This is a genomic window from Flavobacterium potami (assembly GCF_020026915.1).
Taxonomy (GTDB): Bacteria; Bacteroidota; Bacteroidia; order Flavobacteriales; family Flavobacteriaceae; genus Flavobacterium; species Flavobacterium potami.
On the sequence record NZ_JAINUY010000006.1, the window covers coordinates 368599 to 386243 of the forward strand.

At 34.8% G+C, this 17645-nt stretch carries 13 protein-coding genes, 1 tRNA gene and 1 pseudogene; 2 read left to right on the forward strand and 13 right to left on the reverse strand.

The genetic code is table 11. The features are described from left to right. Positions 1–574: 574 nt before the first annotated feature. From K6T82_RS18505 to K6T82_RS18515, 3 genes are all read right to left on the reverse strand, one after another. The gene (locus K6T82_RS18505; protein ID WP_223709008.1) at positions 575–844 is read right to left on the reverse strand and encodes a helix-turn-helix domain-containing protein; all 270 of its coding nucleotides are present in this window, start codon (positions 842–844) and stop codon (positions 575–577) included. A gap of 266 nt (positions 845–1110) precedes the next feature. Next, positions 1111–2355, reverse strand: coding sequence for a site-specific integrase (locus K6T82_RS18510; RefSeq protein WP_223709010.1), 1245 nt, complete (start codon positions 2353–2355; stop codon positions 1111–1113). 300 nt (positions 2356–2655) lie between these two features. Further along, positions 2656–2730 (reverse strand) — tRNA-Pro (locus K6T82_RS18515). Between the two features lie 176 nt (positions 2731–2906). Between K6T82_RS18515 and trxB the strand changes: the two genes are divergently transcribed. Continuing rightward, entirely contained in the window at positions 2907–3854 is a 948-nt protein-coding gene (trxB, locus tag K6T82_RS18520) for a thioredoxin-disulfide reductase (protein WP_223709013.1), read from the forward strand. Between the two features lie 142 nt (positions 3855–3996). On the opposite strand, the gene K6T82_RS18525 is transcribed toward trxB, so the two are convergent. From K6T82_RS18525 to K6T82_RS18545, 5 genes are all read right to left on the reverse strand, one after another. Next, on the reverse strand, positions 3997–4830 hold the full coding sequence (locus K6T82_RS18525; RefSeq protein ID WP_223709015.1) for a GIN domain-containing protein: 834 nt from the start codon (positions 4828–4830) through the stop codon (positions 3997–3999). An 83-nt stretch (positions 4831–4913) separates the two neighbouring features. After that, positions 4914–5648 carry a head GIN domain-containing protein gene (locus K6T82_RS18530; protein WP_223709018.1) on the reverse strand — a complete coding sequence of 245 codons (735 nt, stop codon included), beginning with the start codon at positions 5646–5648 and terminating at the stop codon, positions 4914–4916. Positions 5649–5651: 3 nt separating this feature from the next. After that, positions 5652–7415, reverse strand: a complete 1764-nt coding sequence (locus K6T82_RS18535) for a PspC domain-containing protein (protein WP_223709021.1) — start codon at positions 7413–7415, stop codon at positions 5652–5654. A gap of 3 nt (positions 7416–7418) precedes the next feature. Beyond that, the gene (locus K6T82_RS18540; protein WP_017498072.1) at positions 7419–7751 is read right to left on the reverse strand and encodes a PadR family transcriptional regulator; all 333 of its coding nucleotides are present in this window, start codon (positions 7749–7751) and stop codon (positions 7419–7421) included. Positions 7752–7904: 153 nt separating this feature from the next. Next, a complete protein-coding gene (locus tag K6T82_RS18545) occupies positions 7905–8360 on the reverse strand; it encodes a DUF4870 domain-containing protein (RefSeq protein WP_223709024.1) in 456 nt (151 codons plus the stop codon). A 255-nt stretch (positions 8361–8615) separates the two neighbouring features. Between K6T82_RS18545 and K6T82_RS18550 the strand changes: the two genes are divergently transcribed. Then, entirely contained in the window at positions 8616–9068 is a 453-nt protein-coding gene (locus tag K6T82_RS18550; RefSeq protein ID WP_223709027.1) for a DUF4442 domain-containing protein, read from the forward strand. 51 nt (positions 9069–9119) lie between these two features. Here K6T82_RS18550 and K6T82_RS18555 read toward each other — a convergent pair whose 3' ends face one another. From K6T82_RS18555 to K6T82_RS18575, 5 genes and pseudogenes are all read right to left on the reverse strand, one after another. Beyond that, a complete protein-coding gene (locus K6T82_RS18555) occupies positions 9120–10937 on the reverse strand; it encodes a family 10 glycosylhydrolase (protein ID WP_223709029.1) in 1818 nt (605 codons plus the stop codon). Positions 10938–11147: 210 nt separating this feature from the next. Beyond that, positions 11148–11306 (reverse strand): hypothetical protein, encoded by a 159-nt coding sequence (locus K6T82_RS18560; protein WP_223709032.1) that lies wholly within the window; start codon positions 11304–11306, stop codon positions 11148–11150. 104 nt (positions 11307–11410) lie between these two features. Beyond that, on the reverse strand, positions 11411–11974 hold the full coding sequence (locus tag K6T82_RS18565; RefSeq protein ID WP_223709035.1) for an SMI1/KNR4 family protein: 564 nt from the start codon (positions 11972–11974) through the stop codon (positions 11411–11413). 621 nt (positions 11975–12595) lie between these two features. Continuing rightward, positions 12596–14835: pseudogene (locus K6T82_RS18570) on the reverse strand (multicopper oxidase family protein). Between the two features lie 201 nt (positions 14836–15036). After that, positions 15037–17568 carry a heavy metal translocating P-type ATPase gene (locus K6T82_RS18575; protein WP_223709038.1) on the reverse strand — a complete coding sequence of 844 codons (2532 nt, stop codon included), beginning with the start codon at positions 17566–17568 and terminating at the stop codon, positions 15037–15039. Between the last annotated feature and the right edge of the window lie 77 nt (positions 17569–17645).

Consider the following 17645-nt stretch of genomic DNA (forward strand, 5'->3'; position numbering starts at 1 on the left):
TTTATAATACTTTTTTAACAATTTTTCTTAGTTAAAATATTGAGAAGCAATGCCTTTGTATCTGTAAAAAAGTTCGGTATCTCAACTAAAGTAAGGGATAAGTCGCATGTAAGAAAGCATACCTTTTTTGAAACTGCATTAAAATATACTACAAAGATAAATTCTCGACGACTTGAAAAATGATGAGGGCACAAATAGAACTAGCAATAACTTCAATTTATACCAATTTTCTAGTCATTTATTGAAGCAAAGTTGTAAAAAAAGGTTTTTATGTGCAGCCTTATCAGCCTAACTTATTTACATCAAAGTTGCTTTGTGTAAATTGGTAAGCATAAGCGAATATGATAAAATATGTTTATGTTAAATATAAGATTACTTCGGAATCGTATTACCTAATAAAAAGTAGCACTAGATAGCTATTTAAACAATCATTATTTCACTCATAAGTCATAAATCTTCAAGCAGATGATTCGAATTTTGCACTTTAAAGTGCAGAAGAAAGATATTTGTTCTGGAAGGGATAAATATAGATTTTTATATGTATAAAATTTTATAGGGATACTGCTTATTTTTTTCAGCGTTTGCCGTCCATAAGTTTTTGAATATCCTCATAATGATAGAACATTAGCCCGCCAATCTTATTATAAGGAAGAGTTCCATTTACTCGAAGGTTTTGCAGTGTTCCGGGTGAGATATTAAGCAGTTTTCTAACTTCGTAGCTTTTGAGCCAGACGCGCGGTTCCTGACCATGCTTGCGGTTGTATTGCTGATACTTGCGTATTTCTTCCAACAGTTCTTTTTTTAATATTTCAAGGTCATCTCGGGTAATCAGATCTACATTCATAATTCTCACATTTACATTAACTGCATCCCTAAGCTGTCACATGAAGCTTTATCCTGCCTAGAGAGATCAAAAATATGGAAGATTAGCGCTTTAACTTAAAACTGCGGAGGATTGGCAGGCATTGGCTTCATTTTACCTTAAGGCTATAATTTTCTTTTGGGATGAGTTTAATTTAGTGGTAGTGTTTTCACTTAATTTTATGCAGAAGAAATGTATCGTATTACAAATGCGGTTGCTAGGACCGCATTTGTATATTTAAGCTTTCGCTAAATCTCTGACTTATTTGCCGAGAGCCGCACTTCTAGATTTCTCATATCCTCACCAAGTTTGCGTTCAACAACCTTTGCATAAACCTGAGTAGTGCGTATGCTGGTATGTCCCAGCATTTTAGAGACGCTTTCTATCGGTACTCCGTTACTAAGTGTTATAGTGGTCGCAAAAGTGTGACGAGCGATGTGAAAGGTCAGCGGTTTGGTTATTCCGCAGATGTCAGCAATCTCTTTGAGATAACCATTCATCCGCTGGTTTGAAATTACAGGAAAAATTGTGCCGTTATTTCGAGCTCTTGGATCATCTCTGTAAATGTCAATTAACTCTGCTGCATGTGGCAAAAGGGGTACGCGGACACCTATATCGGTTTTTGCTCTGCTTGTAGCGATCCAAAGTCCTCCGTCTATTCCTGTAACAATTTTATTTGGAGACAATTCAGCCAGGTCAATATAGGCAAGTCCTGTATAGCAGCTGAAAAGGAACATGTCCCGTACATGCCTTAGCCTTTCGATGCTGATTTTTTTTTCTGCCAAAGCAGAAAGTTCTCTGCTCGTAAGGCACTCGCGTTCTACCTTATCGAAATGCTTTTTAAAACTGGCAAAAGGATCTTTGGCAAGCCAGTCTAATTTAACGGCCATGTTAATCATTTTTCGAAGCCGTTCAATATGTTTCATGATCCCGTTGTTGTTCAGGGGCTTCTGATGATCTTTTGGGACATGATTGAAAAGGTAACGTTCAAAATCTAAAATAAACTTGTAAGAGAGCTGTGAAAGGACAATATCATTTCTGTACATTTTCTCCAGAAGGAATTTTTTGACATAGCGCTGTGTGGTATGGTAGTTTTTCATGGTCCCGGGGGCAAGTTTGTGCAATTGCTGCTCATTATGGTATTCCATCAGTGAAATCAATGTCGGGCTCCTATGGTCCAAGCCTAATACTCTGTCCCGGATTGCAGGGCCGTCAATCGGTAGATCGGTCAGAAGCATCTGCTGGTAGGCATTTATAATCTTCGCCTTAAATTGGTTAAGGAACAGGTTAAGCTCAACTGTTTCTTTCCGGTTTCCTTTTGGCAGGCCTTTTCTCACATCCCATTCATTGGCATTGATAGAACGCTTTACCGAAATCTCAGTTCGTTTTCCATTAACCGTTATCCTGGCACAGATAGGAGCCGAACCTTGCGCCGAGATTTTCTGTGTCTTTAGGTAAAAGAGCACTCCAAATGTTGTAATAGCTGTCTTCATATCTCAAAAATTTAATGTTTCAGATCATCTGTACATTAAATGGATCCCAATAGTGCTAGCTTTTTTAAATGAAACCGTACACTTTTTAGGAGCCATCAAATGTTAAAATTTGAGTACAATAGACTGATAGTTAAATTATTAAATTCATTTCTGGGACCTAAAGGTAAAAAAAGAAAAGGGGTAGCCGAATAGGTCCCATTTTCTTTGATATAACTTGAATATTTTGGAGTTGAATAAAAAGAAAAACCCCTTAAATCATTGGATTTAAGGGGTTTTGACTGCCTTTGAAAGGCTCTTTAGTCGGGGTGGCAGGATTCGAACCTGCGGCCTCCTGCTCCCAAAGCAGGCGCGATAACCGGGCTACGCTACACCCCGAAGATGTATTTTTGTTGTAGTGCCCGAAAGCGGATGCAAAGATATAAATAAATTTGATTTGTAAAAGGAAAAAATGAAAATAAATAAAACTTATTTGAACATAGCTATTTCAGATTTATTTTCGACGTTATTTTTTATAATAAAGATTACATTTGCAACTCAAAAAAACTATTACTATGTCAAATACAATCGAAAAAATTAAATGCCTTATTATAGGTTCTGGTCCTGCGGGTTATACTGCAGCTATTTATGCGGCTAGAGCTAACATGAATCCAGTATTATATCAAGGAATGCAACCTGGTGGTCAATTGACTACAACTAATGAGGTTGAAAACTTTCCTGGTTATGTTGATGGAGTAACAGGACCAGAAATGATGATTCAGTTACAAGAACAAGCAAAACGTTTTGGTGCTGATATTCGTGATGGTTGGGCTACTAAAGTTGATTTTTCTGGCGATATTCATAAAGTTTGGATTAATGATTCTATTGAATTACACTGTGAAACAGTTATTATTTCTACAGGTGCTTCGGCTAAATATTTAGGATTGCCATCAGAGCAACATTACTTAAATATGGGTGGAGGAGTTTCTGCTTGTGCAGTTTGCGACGGATTCTTCTACAGAAATCAAGAAGTTGTAATTGTTGGAGCAGGAGATTCTGCTTGTGAAGAAGCGCACTACTTATCTAAGCTTTGCAAAAAAGTAACGATGTTGGTTAGAAGTGAGAAATTCAGAGCTTCTAAAATTATGGAAGAGCGTGTTCGTAAAACAGAAAACATCGAGATTTTAATGAACCATGATACTGTTGAAGTAGAGGGAGATGGTAATGTAGTGCATGCTATTAAAGCTTTAAACAAAACTACAGGAGAAACGATTGTGATTCCAGCAACTGGTTTCTTCGTGGCAATTGGACACAAACCAAACACAGATATCTTTAAAGATTATATCACACTAGACGAGACAGGTTACATCGTGAATACTCCAGGAACTTCTAATACGAACGTTGCGGGTGTATTTGTAGCAGGAGATGCAGCAGACCACGTGTACCGTCAGGCCATTACTGCCGCAGGTACAGGATGTATGGCTGCATTGGATGCTGAAAGATATTTGGCTTCTAAAGAGTAATTTTTTAGTCACAGTATTCAGTCGCAGTCACAGTTTTCAGTCGCAATCTGAAAATTATATAAAAAAATCCCAATCGTATGATTGGGATTTTTTTTAGCCTGTAAACTGCGACTGCGACTGCGACTGCGACTGAAAACTCTGACTACTTAATCTTCTTCAACAACTTCGCTTCTTCAGAAAAACGAGTCAGTTGTATTGTTGGATTTCCTAAAAGAGAAATTTCTGCTTTATCTCCAACTGCTAAAGAAAGTGATGTTTCGACCAAAATGCTTCCAACACCAAAATTTTCTGCAGTAACATTAGCGTCTTTTAATGTGAATTTTGTTCCTGTAAAAACAGAATTATTATCTAAACGAATAGTGGCTTTTTCGGCAATACCTTCAATAGCAGCAGTTGCTTTTTGGTACAAATCACATTTGAATTTAATGGCAGATACTAGTGTTTTAATAGACGAATATTTGCTCAATTGTAAACTTCCGTCATCTGCTTTTAAGTTTAATTCTGTTTTGGTTTTATCATCTGCAATTAAACTGAATTTTTTTGCATTTACGTTTAGGAATAATTTAGAAAAATCTAAACAATTCATCGTAATGTCGTCCAACTGCAATTCCTGAATTGCATAAACAACTGCCTCATTTTTAGTAATTACTTTATTTAATGATTTGGTGTAAGTTACTTTAACTGCTAATTTTTTGAAAATAGTAGATTCTTTATTGGTATATAATCGAAGGGTTTTTTCTCTTAGATCCATTCCAATGATATCATGAAGATTATCATCGGCTTCAATTTTAATTTCGTTTTTTTCTCCTTGTTCTAAATAAACTTCCAGATTGTCATCGACTTCAAGGGCATCAAAACTGCCAACTTCTTTTACTGAAGTCGTTACAACTTTAGAGCCTTTAATTTTTTCTCTCTTTTGAGCAAAAGTTAATGTTGTAACAAATAATAATAGGAGTAGCGCTGTACTTTTTTTCATTAATTCTAGATTTGATTTTGACAAATATAAAAAAATCATCCACTTGGGGTGAATGATTTCTTTTATATTTAACAGTTGCCTGTTTAGTTTTTGTTTACGTTTCCTCCAGACGATGCAGATTTTTCTACCTTTTTAGGATCACCGCTGTAGTCTATATTTCCTCCGCTCGAAGCATCTGCTTTTAAACTTAAAATTGGGCGTACAGCAAGCGTTCCTCCGCTCGAAGCATCCGCATGAACATCGTTTGCCATTAATCCTTCGGCATCAATACTTCCGCCGCTTGCAGCCGAAACACTAAGGCTTAATGCTTTACCTTCAATTCCTACAGAACTACCACTTTCAGCATCTATTGAAATTCTATCCGATTCCATTTTCATATCCATCGATGCAGCGCTCGAAGCCTCCAATGTAATATCTTCGCCTAAGAAAAGTCCGTTTGTTTCTACTGTTGATGCGCTCGAAGCTTCTATTTTATGAATAGCCGGCAGTTTTACCGTAACCGTTTTGGATGTAATGTTGCGGAAAGAGCTGTATTTGCACTCTATAATAAGTGTTCCGTTTTCTACTTTGGTCACAATTTCTTTTTGTAGATTGTCATCGGCTTCTACTGTAATTTCTGTTTTGTCAGATTGCTCAATAACCAAATCGATTGCATTGCTTACAGAGATATTTTTAAATTCTCCGTTAACGGTTCTTTTTTCTGTTGTAACATTCCCGCTTCCTTCAATTGCATTCATGTTAAAGTTGCATGAAGCAAACAGTAAAGCAGTAATCGTTGCAATTATAAATTTCGTAATATGAATGATTATTTTTATCATGGTTTAGTTAATTTTGATTATCACTCCGTTTTTATCAGTGGTTAGCCTTCCTTTAGTTTTCTTTCCGTTTATAACTTCTTTTCCATTAATTTTAACTGAAACTTCTTTTATAGTGTCAGTTGCATCAATGTTAGCATCATTAATTGCTTCGTTAACTTCGGCATCTATATTCTCATATTCAGTTTCATAGTTGTCATTGTCCTCATCATTAGGACAGTTTAGACATTTTACTTTAGACCCGATAACTTTATAATTGTAATCTCCGTGGTAATTTAATTCGAAGAAATTGTCATCTGAATTATAATAATCCCTAACTGAAGAATCTGGTTTTACTAACTGTCCTTCAGGAAGATAAAGATAGATGTCAACTTCTTGGCCTCTAAATTTGTTCTTTACATCTGTCAGAAAATAGTTATCCAAAATTAAATGATTTCCGTCAACTTGAAACTTGTAATTAATTTTTTCTGCTCTTTTTTTAGCATTTGTAAAAGAATTTCCTCTTGCACTTTTTTCAATCTGCATAAACGGAGCCAATTCGTCTGTGCGTAATACGTGTAAACGAACATCGTTAGAATAAATCAAGTCGTTGTTTGCAGAATCTTGTACAAATTCAAACTCTCTGTAGTGGTTCAAACTTTTTGTATAATAATTGTTGTATTTGAACTTAATGTACAAAGTATCAGAAGGTTTGATTGCTAATATTTTTTTTTCTACTACTTTGTTATCGTGCGAAATTTCAGTTGCCTGTTTAATTCCGATACTTGCCAAAATTGCAATGGAAATAATCCAAAGAGCCAAAAGCGTATATTTTGTAATGTTTCCGATCGATTTTAAGTTTGGAGACAACAGTTTAAATCCTAAAAGTGTTAAGAAGAAAAACGGAATCCCAACTGCAAAGAACATTAGCAAACCAAAAGACCAAAGCGGATATTCGGTAAAGTTTCCAGCTTCGATAAAATTTTGCCAAGGAAAATCAACAAAAAGATTTGTGCCTAAAGTAAAAACACCGATCAATAACATGATTAAAGTTGAAATTCCGCATATGATTAGAATCACGCCTAAAAACTTTGCAAAAACTTTAAAAACCGTCATAACAAAGTCGCCTAATGAACTACTTATTCTCCCAGCTCCCGACTTTACCTGGTTTCCCATTTTATCATAATCTGCATTTTTAAATTTATCAGATAACGAATCAATTTCTTCTCGAACTTTTTTTTCGATGTTTGAAATGGTTACCGGTTCTCCTGTCATTTCCAATTTTTCTGAAGTGGTAACCGCTTCTGGCGTTACAATCCAAAGAACGAAATAAGCTAAAATTCCAGTTCCAAAACCTGCGAAAACGAAGATTAAGAATATGATTTTGATCCAAACAGCGTCGATTCCAAAATAATGTCCTAAACCTGTAGCAACCCCACCAATCATACCTTTTTCTTTGTCACGGTATAATTTTTTGTGTTTTCTTGCACCGTAATTATCAAACGCTTGATTTGGATTTTCTTCGTCTTCAATTCTGTAATCTTCTGGTTGTCCCATTACCGCAATCACTTCGTCAACATCTTTCAGTCCAACAACATGTTTGTCGCTTTTTTGTTTTTCTGTCAATAGTTCAGAAACACGCATTTCGATGTCTTTAATAATTTCATCTTGTCCAGATGAGTTGTTAAGCGATCGTTTGATAGCGTCAAAATAGCGTGTTAATTTTAAGTATGCATCTTCATCTATGTGAAAAAACATTCCGCCTAAGTTAATATTTACTGTTTTGTTCATGACTTATTGATTTTGATTGGTGATTAGTTTTACGGCGTCAGATAATTCTGTCCAAGTTCCGCTAAGTTCGTTTAAAAAAGTTTGTCCTATCTCGGTTAATCCATAATACTTTCGTGGCGGCCCTGAGGTCGATTCTTCCCAGCGATAATTAAGTAAACCGTCATTTTTCAATCTAGTTAACAACGGGTAAACAGTTCCTTCGACAACTAGTAATTTTGCGTTCTTTAAAGTGTCTAATATTTCAGATGTATATGCGTCTTTTTCTTTTAATACTGATAAGATGCAAAACTCAAGAACACCTTTGCGCATCTGTGCTTTTGTGTTTTCAATGTTCATAATTTCATTTTGTTTTTTTTAGATTGAACAATTCGTTTTTTGATTGATGATGATTGCTTCGCCAATTCGAGCAAAGCTCTCGGGTGATTGATGATTGATTGTCGTGTCTATAACTTTTAACCTTTTAATGTCAGACTGAGCGAAGTCGAAGTTCTACTTTATAAAAGGAATCGTAAGAGGATATTTGTATAATTCTCCGTTTGAAGCTTTGATAGAAGCATAAATCACTAAAAAGAATTCAACAAATTTTAAAACTCCAAAAAGTACTACTGCAGTAATTCCAATGCTTAACATTCCGATGTTTGCTTGAAAGTTAAAGTTTCTGATTACAAAATCATGATCGTTAAAAACGGCTTCTATTGGAATATTCTGTAAAAAGACCGTAATAAAAATCGGAATTGCAATAAGTGCTAAAATCAAAGTATAAAGCAATAAGCTCAACTGAAAGTTCAAAGTCTGTTTTCCGTGATGATCTACAAATTCAGATTTATCTCTGTAGTTAGTCCAAATTAGCAGCGGAAAAATATAGTTTCCAAATGGAATTAAATATTGACTTAATGTACTCAAATGAGTAAAGGTTGCTGTATTCTTTTCTGATGTTTTTTCCATGATGAGTGGTGTTGTTGTTTCCATGATTAAAAGTATATAGTAATTTCTTATGCAAATATATGTCTAAAAACAGGTATCTTGTTTTACATAGTACCAAATATTAACAAAATATTAACATTGTAAAAAGTGTAAAATAAACTTTAAATCATTGAAAATCATCTTTAAGTATTGGTTTTGTTGGCTTTTATGTGATATTGTAATATTATATTGTGCGTGCATAGTTTTTTTGTATTTTTACATAAAAAAATAAATCACATGGCACTTTCTGTATCAAAACTTAATAAATTCGTCTTATTCAAATTGCCTTCTGCATACTTTTGTGGAGTTCGTGTAAAAGATATAAATGAAAGCAACTGTACTGTTACAGTAAAGCATAGATGGATTAATCAGAATCCGTTTAATTCGATGTATTTTGCAGTCCAGGCTATGGCGGCGGAGCTGACGACAGGAGCTTTGGTAATTTCTCAAATTCAGCAGAGCGGAAAAAAAATCTCAATGTTAGTAGCCAATAACAAAGGAAATTTCACCAAAAAAGCTACAGGTAGAATTACATTTGTTTGCAACGACGGACATTTAATTGCCAATGCAATCAAGAAAACTATAGAAACGGGAGAAGGGCAAACGTTCTGGATGAAATCGATAGGAACAAACGAAGAAGGTGTTCAGGTTTCTGAAATGGATTTTGAATGGAGTGTTCGTTTGAAATAAAATAAAAAACAGCCTCAGAGATGAGGCTGTTTTTATAGAAAACGTCTGAGTTTATTTTTTGATTATTTTAAAACTTTCACTGCTTCCGTTTTCAAAACTAACTTTAACAAAATAAAAACCACTGGTCAAATTTGAGGGTGATACTATTATTTGTGAATCAGAATTTTTAATATCTTGATTCCAAACTTGTTTTCCACTTCCTTCATAAATTGTAATTTGTACAGGATTTACAGACTTGGAGAACTCCATTGTAAATACTTCACTAAAAGGATTAGGATAAACATTAAATGATTTGCTTGTTTCAAGTTCAAAATCCTCATTTCCTAAACTCGGATCATAAGTTCCGGCTTCATTATTATTTTTATCTAATGAAGTTACAACAATGAATTTGGTATCAACCTGATCCTGAGTCAGCGTAAACTGATTTCCTGCTGTAATTTCGATAATTTTAGAACCGTCATCTTTGTTGGTAACTGCTTCGGCAGCATTATTAAAAGCATAAATTACATATTTTACTGGTAAATCACCATCAGAAGCAGGAGCAGGAGTATCCCAGGTTAAGCTGGTTCCCGTAATTGTAATATTTGCTGGTTTGTTTGGGCAAATCGCATCTTTCCCTGCAATAGGAGGAGCAAAAGACTTATACTTGTATTGTGCCGCGCTCAAATTTGTATTTATTGATTTTGAATTCGTTTTTATAGAAGCATAACTATAAGCAATTTGACCAAATGTAGCATCCATGGATGCTGTTCTATTGTGAATTGTCTGATTTTGTAATTCTTCCGACGCCCAATTGTTGGTATCGTCCATTTTGTAAAAAGCCTGACTTACATATAATTGTTTGTTTCGGGCTTTTATTTCATCATTCCACCATTGTGAAAGTTTTACATAATCTTGTGCTCCTGTGATTTTCCAGTATAATTGTGGAGCAAGATAATCTACTTTTCCCGCGTCTAACCATGCAATCGGATCGTAAAATAAGTCATTGTAAGATGATCCGCCTGTAATTCCTGTCGGTACACCACTTTTCCATATTCCGGAAGGACTTACTCCAAAAACGATATTTTTATTCAAATTGGTATTAATAATCTGAATAGCATCATAAACCATTGAAATCAGCATGTTTCCGTTTTCTCTTCTCCAGTTTGCTAATGTTAAACCGTTCGGGTTATGGTCAATAAATGTCTGATTATCTTGATTGGCAGGAGCTGCTGCCATGGCACCACTTGGATAAAAATAATCATCAAAATGAATTCCATCAACATCATACCTTGTGGCAATATCTTGAATAATGGAAACAATATAGTCTCGAACTTCGGGTAAGCCAGGATTTAATATTTTCAAATTGGCATTATTGGCGGCAGTAATTACCCATGACGGATTTTTGCTTATTGGATGACTTGACGCATTTGCATAAGTACCATTCTTTGCTCTGTACGGATTTATCCAAGCATGAAGATCCAATCCTCTTTTATGCGATTCGGTTATGGCAAAAGTCAAAGGATCCCATAAAGGGGTAGGAGCAAGCCCTTCCGTTCCTGTTAAATAGTTTGACCAAGGTTCTATTGCAGATACATAAAGTGCATCACTTGCAGGACGAACTTGTAGAAATACCGTATTGTACCCATTGTTTCGCAGATTGTCTAGAATTGTAATTAATTCGGCCTGTTGCACAGCGGGAGAAGCTGTTTTGTTTGTAGGCCAGGTAAGATTGAAAACAGAGGGTAGAAAAACACCTCTCAAATCTCTTTTAGGTGTTGTTTTGCTAAATTCTGGTCCCTGTATGCATTGTGCATCTAATAGCAAAAAACTAAAAAGCAGACACGTTGTAATTACAGTTTTAAAAACAGTAAGAGTAGTTTTTTTCATAGTAAATTGGTTTTTAGTGTAGTTATCTGAGGATAAATATATTAAAAAACGCAATTACATTCGCTTTTTTTGCGTTTTATTTCGTTTTTATTTGTTTTTTGAATATAAATAACGCAAAAAAACGCAAATATAGATATGAAAGTTTAAAAGAACAGACATAAAAAAAGACCTCATTTTTGGTGAGGTCTTTTTATCGAAACAGAGTTTCGTTTATTTTTTAACACAACAAGATTTTTTATCTTTTTTGTCAGTTGCTTTTTTACAGCAAGATTCTTTTTTGGCTTTGTCCTTTTTTACAGGTTTTGTTTCCTGAGCGTTTAAGCCAATTGTAAATAAAGCGACGGTAACGATTGTAATTACTTTTGTCATTTTGTATAGAATGTTTTTTGTTAGAAAGATTATAATTGGTGATCCAAATATAAAAACATTCCGTTGAGTTGATTCTTACAAAAAGTTAATGTTTTGATAAAGATTTATTCCTCAGAATAATATTGAGAAACCCATTTATCAAAGTCCGCTTTATATTCATTTTGCGCTTCTTCGAGTATTGAAGTTGCTTCGTCATCGTTTACTGGCTCAAGGTCAAAATTCTCTTTAATCCAGTTTTTGTATTCTTGTAAACCTTCACTTTCTTCGTAATCTTCTTCGTCTTTATAGAAATAAACTTCTTCGTGATCTACAGAGATTTCAGTGTCGAAAGTAAGCAATCGCATGAATTCGAAAATATTTTTAGCTACAACATGATAACCACCTTCGTCTCCAAAAACTATAACAGGGAGTTCGTTTAGCGAATTTCCAGATTCATTATTCCACAAAACATACATCGAACCAGAACCATTTGCTTGTGCGAAAGGCATTAGTTTTTCTAAAAAGCCCTCATCTTCAGACCAGCTTGCAATTCCTGATTTATCATCTTTATATAATCCGAAACCCTGAGAATAATTTTCGAAACCGAGTTCATCGTTTATTTCAAAAAATGAAGTTAGTTCTGGAGTAATTTGATTGTCGAAATTCTTTTTGAAATCTTCTAAAGTCATGATTTTTTTATTTGAATTAATAGCTGATTTAGTCTTATTTCAAATATATAATTTTAATGAATTTAAATGACTTCAATAATTTTAATAAATCGATAATTTCATATAACAATCAAACTAGGTTTGTTATTCGATTTTAGATCTGTAATGTCTTCTTACTAAATATTGAATTAATATTATGATCAATAAAACAGCTAAAAGGAGTAATTCCATAAAAATTAGTCCTACCAATGGCATGCCGCATTTTAATGGTCCATTAGCAGTTAGTCTATTTTCAATGATATTAAATACTAAACAAGAAAAGATGATTTGTAAGATAAAATTGACAAAACTTACTTTTGCAAAATTTAGCTTGATACTTTCGGCAAGATCTTTTGTCCCAAATATAAGTTGAAAAATTGGCGGAAGAATTAGTAATAACAATGGATTCATTTTGTAATATTTGATTTAATTTAAATTGGCTTTTGATGCTTTTTGTCTTTTCAAAATCAATGCCATTTATTTCATCGATCCTTTTTCTATTTTGTCAATTATCCAGTTCTTTTACTTTTTCAAGGAAGACCTCATAGTGAAATGCGCACAGTAAAATGAGCTTATATCACTTATATGGTTTAAAGAAAAAAATCAATAATTCAAATTAACCCCAAATCCAATTCCCATATCGCTGTCATAATGCGTCGTGATTCCGAAGTTTCTGGCAACGATATATTTCAATCCAGCCATATATTCTTTATCGGTGTTCCACATTAAATTCATTCGCAAACGTTTGGCAAGCGGAATATCTTTACGCTCAAACTGAAAACGAACATTTCCATCGGTATACACTTCAACTTGTGCTTTTATAAGCATTGGTAAAGTATATTCCAAACCGGCGCTAAAAACCGAACGATTGTCTTTGGTGTTTTTTTGTCCAAAAAGATTTTGTTCCTGTTCGTCCATTCCCATTCTTCGGTATCTCCAGTCAAAACCAATAAAAGGCATTAACCATTGATTTTTGCCAATATATCTTCCAATATGCGTTTCTGTTTCGTAACCGTGTTCGTCATTATAACCCAATCTCCATTCCGTTCCGATGCTCCATCTGGTGTTACTGAACATCGCTTCACCATCATTTCCATTAGATGCAAAATCATTCTCCGCCATAAAATGAAACATTCTGTCATCCATTTTTAGCATTTTAAAAGCCATTTCAGGATGATGAATCAACGGATTTGGAGCTGAATTTTCATAAGTAAAAATTCGTCCCATTCCCGCCATCATGTGATACAAAATATGACAATGGAAAAACCAATCGCCGTCTGCATTTGCCTGAAATTCGATGGTATCGGTTTCCATTGGCATAATGTCAATCACGTTTTTTAATGGAGCATAATCGCCATGTTCATTCAAAATTCTAAAATCATGTCCATGTAAATGCATTGGGTGACGCATCATCGAGCCATTGTACATTACAATTCGAACGTTTTCTCCTTTTTTAATTAAAATTTTATCCGTTTCAGAAACTACTTTATTGTCTAAACTCCAAACGTAACGATTCATATTTCCTGATAAAGTGAAACGCAATTCCTTTACAGGCGCATCTTTTGGAAGATTAGTTTTGAAGGGAGATTTTAGCATTCCGTAATTTAAGGTTACAATTCAGAAGTTTCCGTGCTATCACTTTCCATTTTCATTCCTTCCATATTATGATTCGAATGATCCATTGCTGGTTTTGCATTTTCATCTTCACCTGAAATTTCGGGATACATTACGGCATTCATGTCCATTTTATTCAAAGACATATTCATGCCCATATCGTTCATTTCGCCGTTCATTTTCATCATATCGTTCATCATTTTCATCCCTTCAAAATATTTTAATTTAGAAAGATGATGAACGGGTTGTTTCTCGCCATTTCCTAAAAACAAAGATGCAGATCCCGTTCTATCTTCGGCTGTAGCCAAAAAAGCAAACGATTTATTGTTTTCTGGAATCGTAACCACAACATCATAAGTTTCAGAAACGGCAATTATCAAGCGATCGACTTCTACGGGTTCTACATCATTTCCGTCGCTGGCAACAACAGTGATTTTTCCTCCGCCATAAGTTAGCCAGAAATAACTCGAAGCGCCTCCGTTTGCAATTCTTAAACGGACTTTTGAACCAGGTTTAAAATCGGAAAGCTGTTGTTCATTTTTTCCGTTAAGCAGAAACTTTTCATAATAAACATCGCTGACATCCATTGCATTCATTCGTTTCCATTCGTTGGTGACTTTGGTCGAAAAATGACCTTGTTTTATAGCTTCAGCATAACTTTGTGTTGTTCCTTTTTTAATCGCAAACCAATCGTTGGCATTGTGCAACATTCGCTGAATATTCTCAGGTTTCAAATCTGACCATTCGCTTAGAATAACAGGAATCGTTGGCAAATCGTCAATTCCTTTTCTGATAGTAGAATCGTCTTTTTTCTTATTGATGATAAAAAGGCCATACAAACCAATTTGTTCCTGTAAACCAGAATGGCTGTGATACCAATAGGTTCCGTTTTGAATAATTGGAAAAGTATATTTATGAGTTGTTCCTGGTTCAATCGGCATTTGAGTCAAATATGGAACTCCATCTTCTTTATTAGGAAGAAACAATCCGTGCCAGTGCATTGAAGTCGTTTCTTTTTTCAATTCGTTATGCACATAAATTTCTGCAATATCGCCTTCGGTAAAAGTTAAAGTAGGCATCGGAATTTGTCCGTTTACGGCAATCGCACGTTTTTCTTTACCTGAAAAATTGACAATCGTATCGCGAACGTGCAGATCGTAACGCACTCCTTTTTGGGCTTTCAGCTGAAAAGCGATTAAGAAAAGTATAAAGAGGTATTTGATTTTCATGATAAATTATAATTTTAAATCGTTGGTCTACATTGAACACAATTTATTTTTAACACATAGAAACATAGATTTTTTTGTCTAAAAAGAGAGAATAAAAGAAACTAGTTTCCACACATAGCGCTATGTGTATTGCAATAAGTGAAACGCCTTTACGCACAATACAAAGCTATGTTTCTATGTGTTGAAATAATTACGTCCAACCTATAATTTTAGATTTCTCAATCGCAAAGCATTTACGATTACCGAAACAGAACTCAAACTCATTGCAACCGCAGCCAACATCGGCGAAAGCAAAATTCCTAAAAACGGAAATAAAATTCCTGCTGCGATTGGCACTCCCAAAGTATTATAAATAAAAGCAAAGAATAAGTTTTGTTTGATGTTTGACATTACCGCGTGGCTCAAGTTTTTGGCTTTTACAATTCCGTTTAAATCACCTTTTACCAAAGTGATTTTAGCACTTTCAATCGCAACATCAGTTCCAGTTCCCATCGCAATTCCTATATTCGATTGAGCCAAAGCAGGCGCATCGTTGATTCCGTCTCCAGCCATTGCGACCACTTTTCCTTGCGCTTGAACACGTTCGATTTCTTTCAATTTATCTTCAGGAAGACAATCAGCTTTAAAAGAACTCAAATGCAATTGCTCAGCAACAGCTTTTGCTGTGTTGTGATTATCTCCTGTCAGCATAATTACTTCAACACCTTGATCGATTAATTCCTTGATCGCTTTTGCGCTGTTTTCTTTGATGGCATCTGTAATGGCAACAAAACCTAAAACCTCTTTTTCAATAGAAATATACGAAATAGTTTTTCCAAGATTTTGTTCGGCAGTTACTTTATTTTCTAAATCTGAAGAAACAGAAACTCCGATTTCATCCATTAACTTTTTATTTCCTAAAGCGACTTTTTTGCCTTCGATATTTCCAAAAACGCCTTTTCCAGCAATGGTTTCAAAACCTTCCACATCTTTTAACGAAGTATTTTTTTCTTTTGCAAAATAGACTACAGCTTGCGCTAAAGGATGTTCGCTATGCTGATTTAGAGAAGCAATGTTCTGAAGCAGAAAATCTTCATCATTATTTATGGCATATATTTTTTCTACAGATGGTTTTCCTTCGGTAATTGTTCCTGTTTTATCGGTAATTAAAACATCAATTTTATTCATGTTTTCTAGGGCTTCGGCATTTTTTATCAAAATTCCGTTTTGAGCACCTTTTCCAACACCAACCATTACTGACATTGGAGTTGCTAGTCCAAGTGCGCAAGGACAAGCAATAATTAGAACCGCAATTGCATTAATTAATCCATAAACATAAGCAGGTTCTGGACCGAATTTCGCCCAAGCAAAAAAGGTTAAAACTGAAATAATCACGACAGTCGGCACAAAATATTTAGAAACGCGATCGGCTAATTTTTGAATTGGCGCTCTCGAACGGCTCGCATTATTTACCATTTCAATAATTTGTGAAAGCATGGTTTCTGAACCTACTTTTTCAGCAATCATTACAAACGATTTTGTTCCGTTTATTGTTCCAGAAATTACAGCATCGCCCGTTTTTTTGTCAACAGGAATTGGTTCTCCCGTAATCATAGATTCGTCTATACTGCTTTCACCATTCGTTATTTTTCCGTCAACAGGAATTTTTTCTCCTGGTTTTACACGTAATAAATCGTCTTTTTTGATATTATGAATAGATATTACTTTGTCAATTCCGTTTTCTACTAAAGTCGCTTCGGTTGGCGCTAATTTTAATAATTCTTTGATTGCTCCATTCGTTTGCCCGTGCGCTTTGGCTTCTAATAATTGTCCTAATAAAACCAAAGTGATAATTACAGTCGCAGCTTCAAAATACAAATGAATGGTTCCGTGATGCGATTTGAATTCTGATGGGAAAATATCTGGAAAAAACATTCCAACGATACTGAATAAGAAAGCAACACTTGTTCCAATTCCGATTAGCGTAAACATATTCAGATTCCAAGTCACAATTGATTTGTAAGCGCGAATGAAAAACATCCAACCTGCATAAAATAAAACAGGAAGTGAAAAGAGAAACTGAACCCAATTCCATTTTTCGATTGACATTATATTATAAAGCGGATTATTCGGAATCATTTCTGACATTGAAATAATGAAAATTGGAAGCGTAAACAAAATCGCGATTTTCATTTTTTTCAATAAATCAGAATAAGTTTTGTTTTCTTCGCTTTCAGAAGCTTGCATCGGAACCAAATCCATTCCGCAAATCGGGCAATCACCTGGTTCGTTTGAAACAATTTCTGGATGCATTGGACAAGTAAATTGTGTTGCTGTTATCGCTACTTGTGGCACTAAATCCATTCCGCAAACTGGGCAATCTCCTGGTTTGTTATACGTTTTGTCGCCTTCACAATGCATTGGGCAGTAATAAACGCCATTTGCACTGAGTTGTGTTTTTTTAGGTTTTGATTTATGATGACTGTGATCGTGATTCTCTTTTTTATGACCTGAGCAGCAAGATTTAGCTTCGCCATGATTTTTAGGAGAATCCATTTCAATCGTATAATTTCCTGCAGCAGCTAAAATTTCTTGGAATTTTTCTGTCGGAACATGTTTCTCCATTGTAATCGTAGCCGTTGGCGGATTCAAAGTTACTTCTGCCTGAACGCCTTCAACTTCGTTCAACGTTTTTTCGACTTTGGTTCGGCATCCATTGCACGACATTCCTGAAATTATATATTGATGAGTCATTGTATTGGTTTTTAAGTATTACAATGCAAATTTCCTAAGTAAGTCCGAGTTCGGTTTGTATAATTTTGTGAATGATT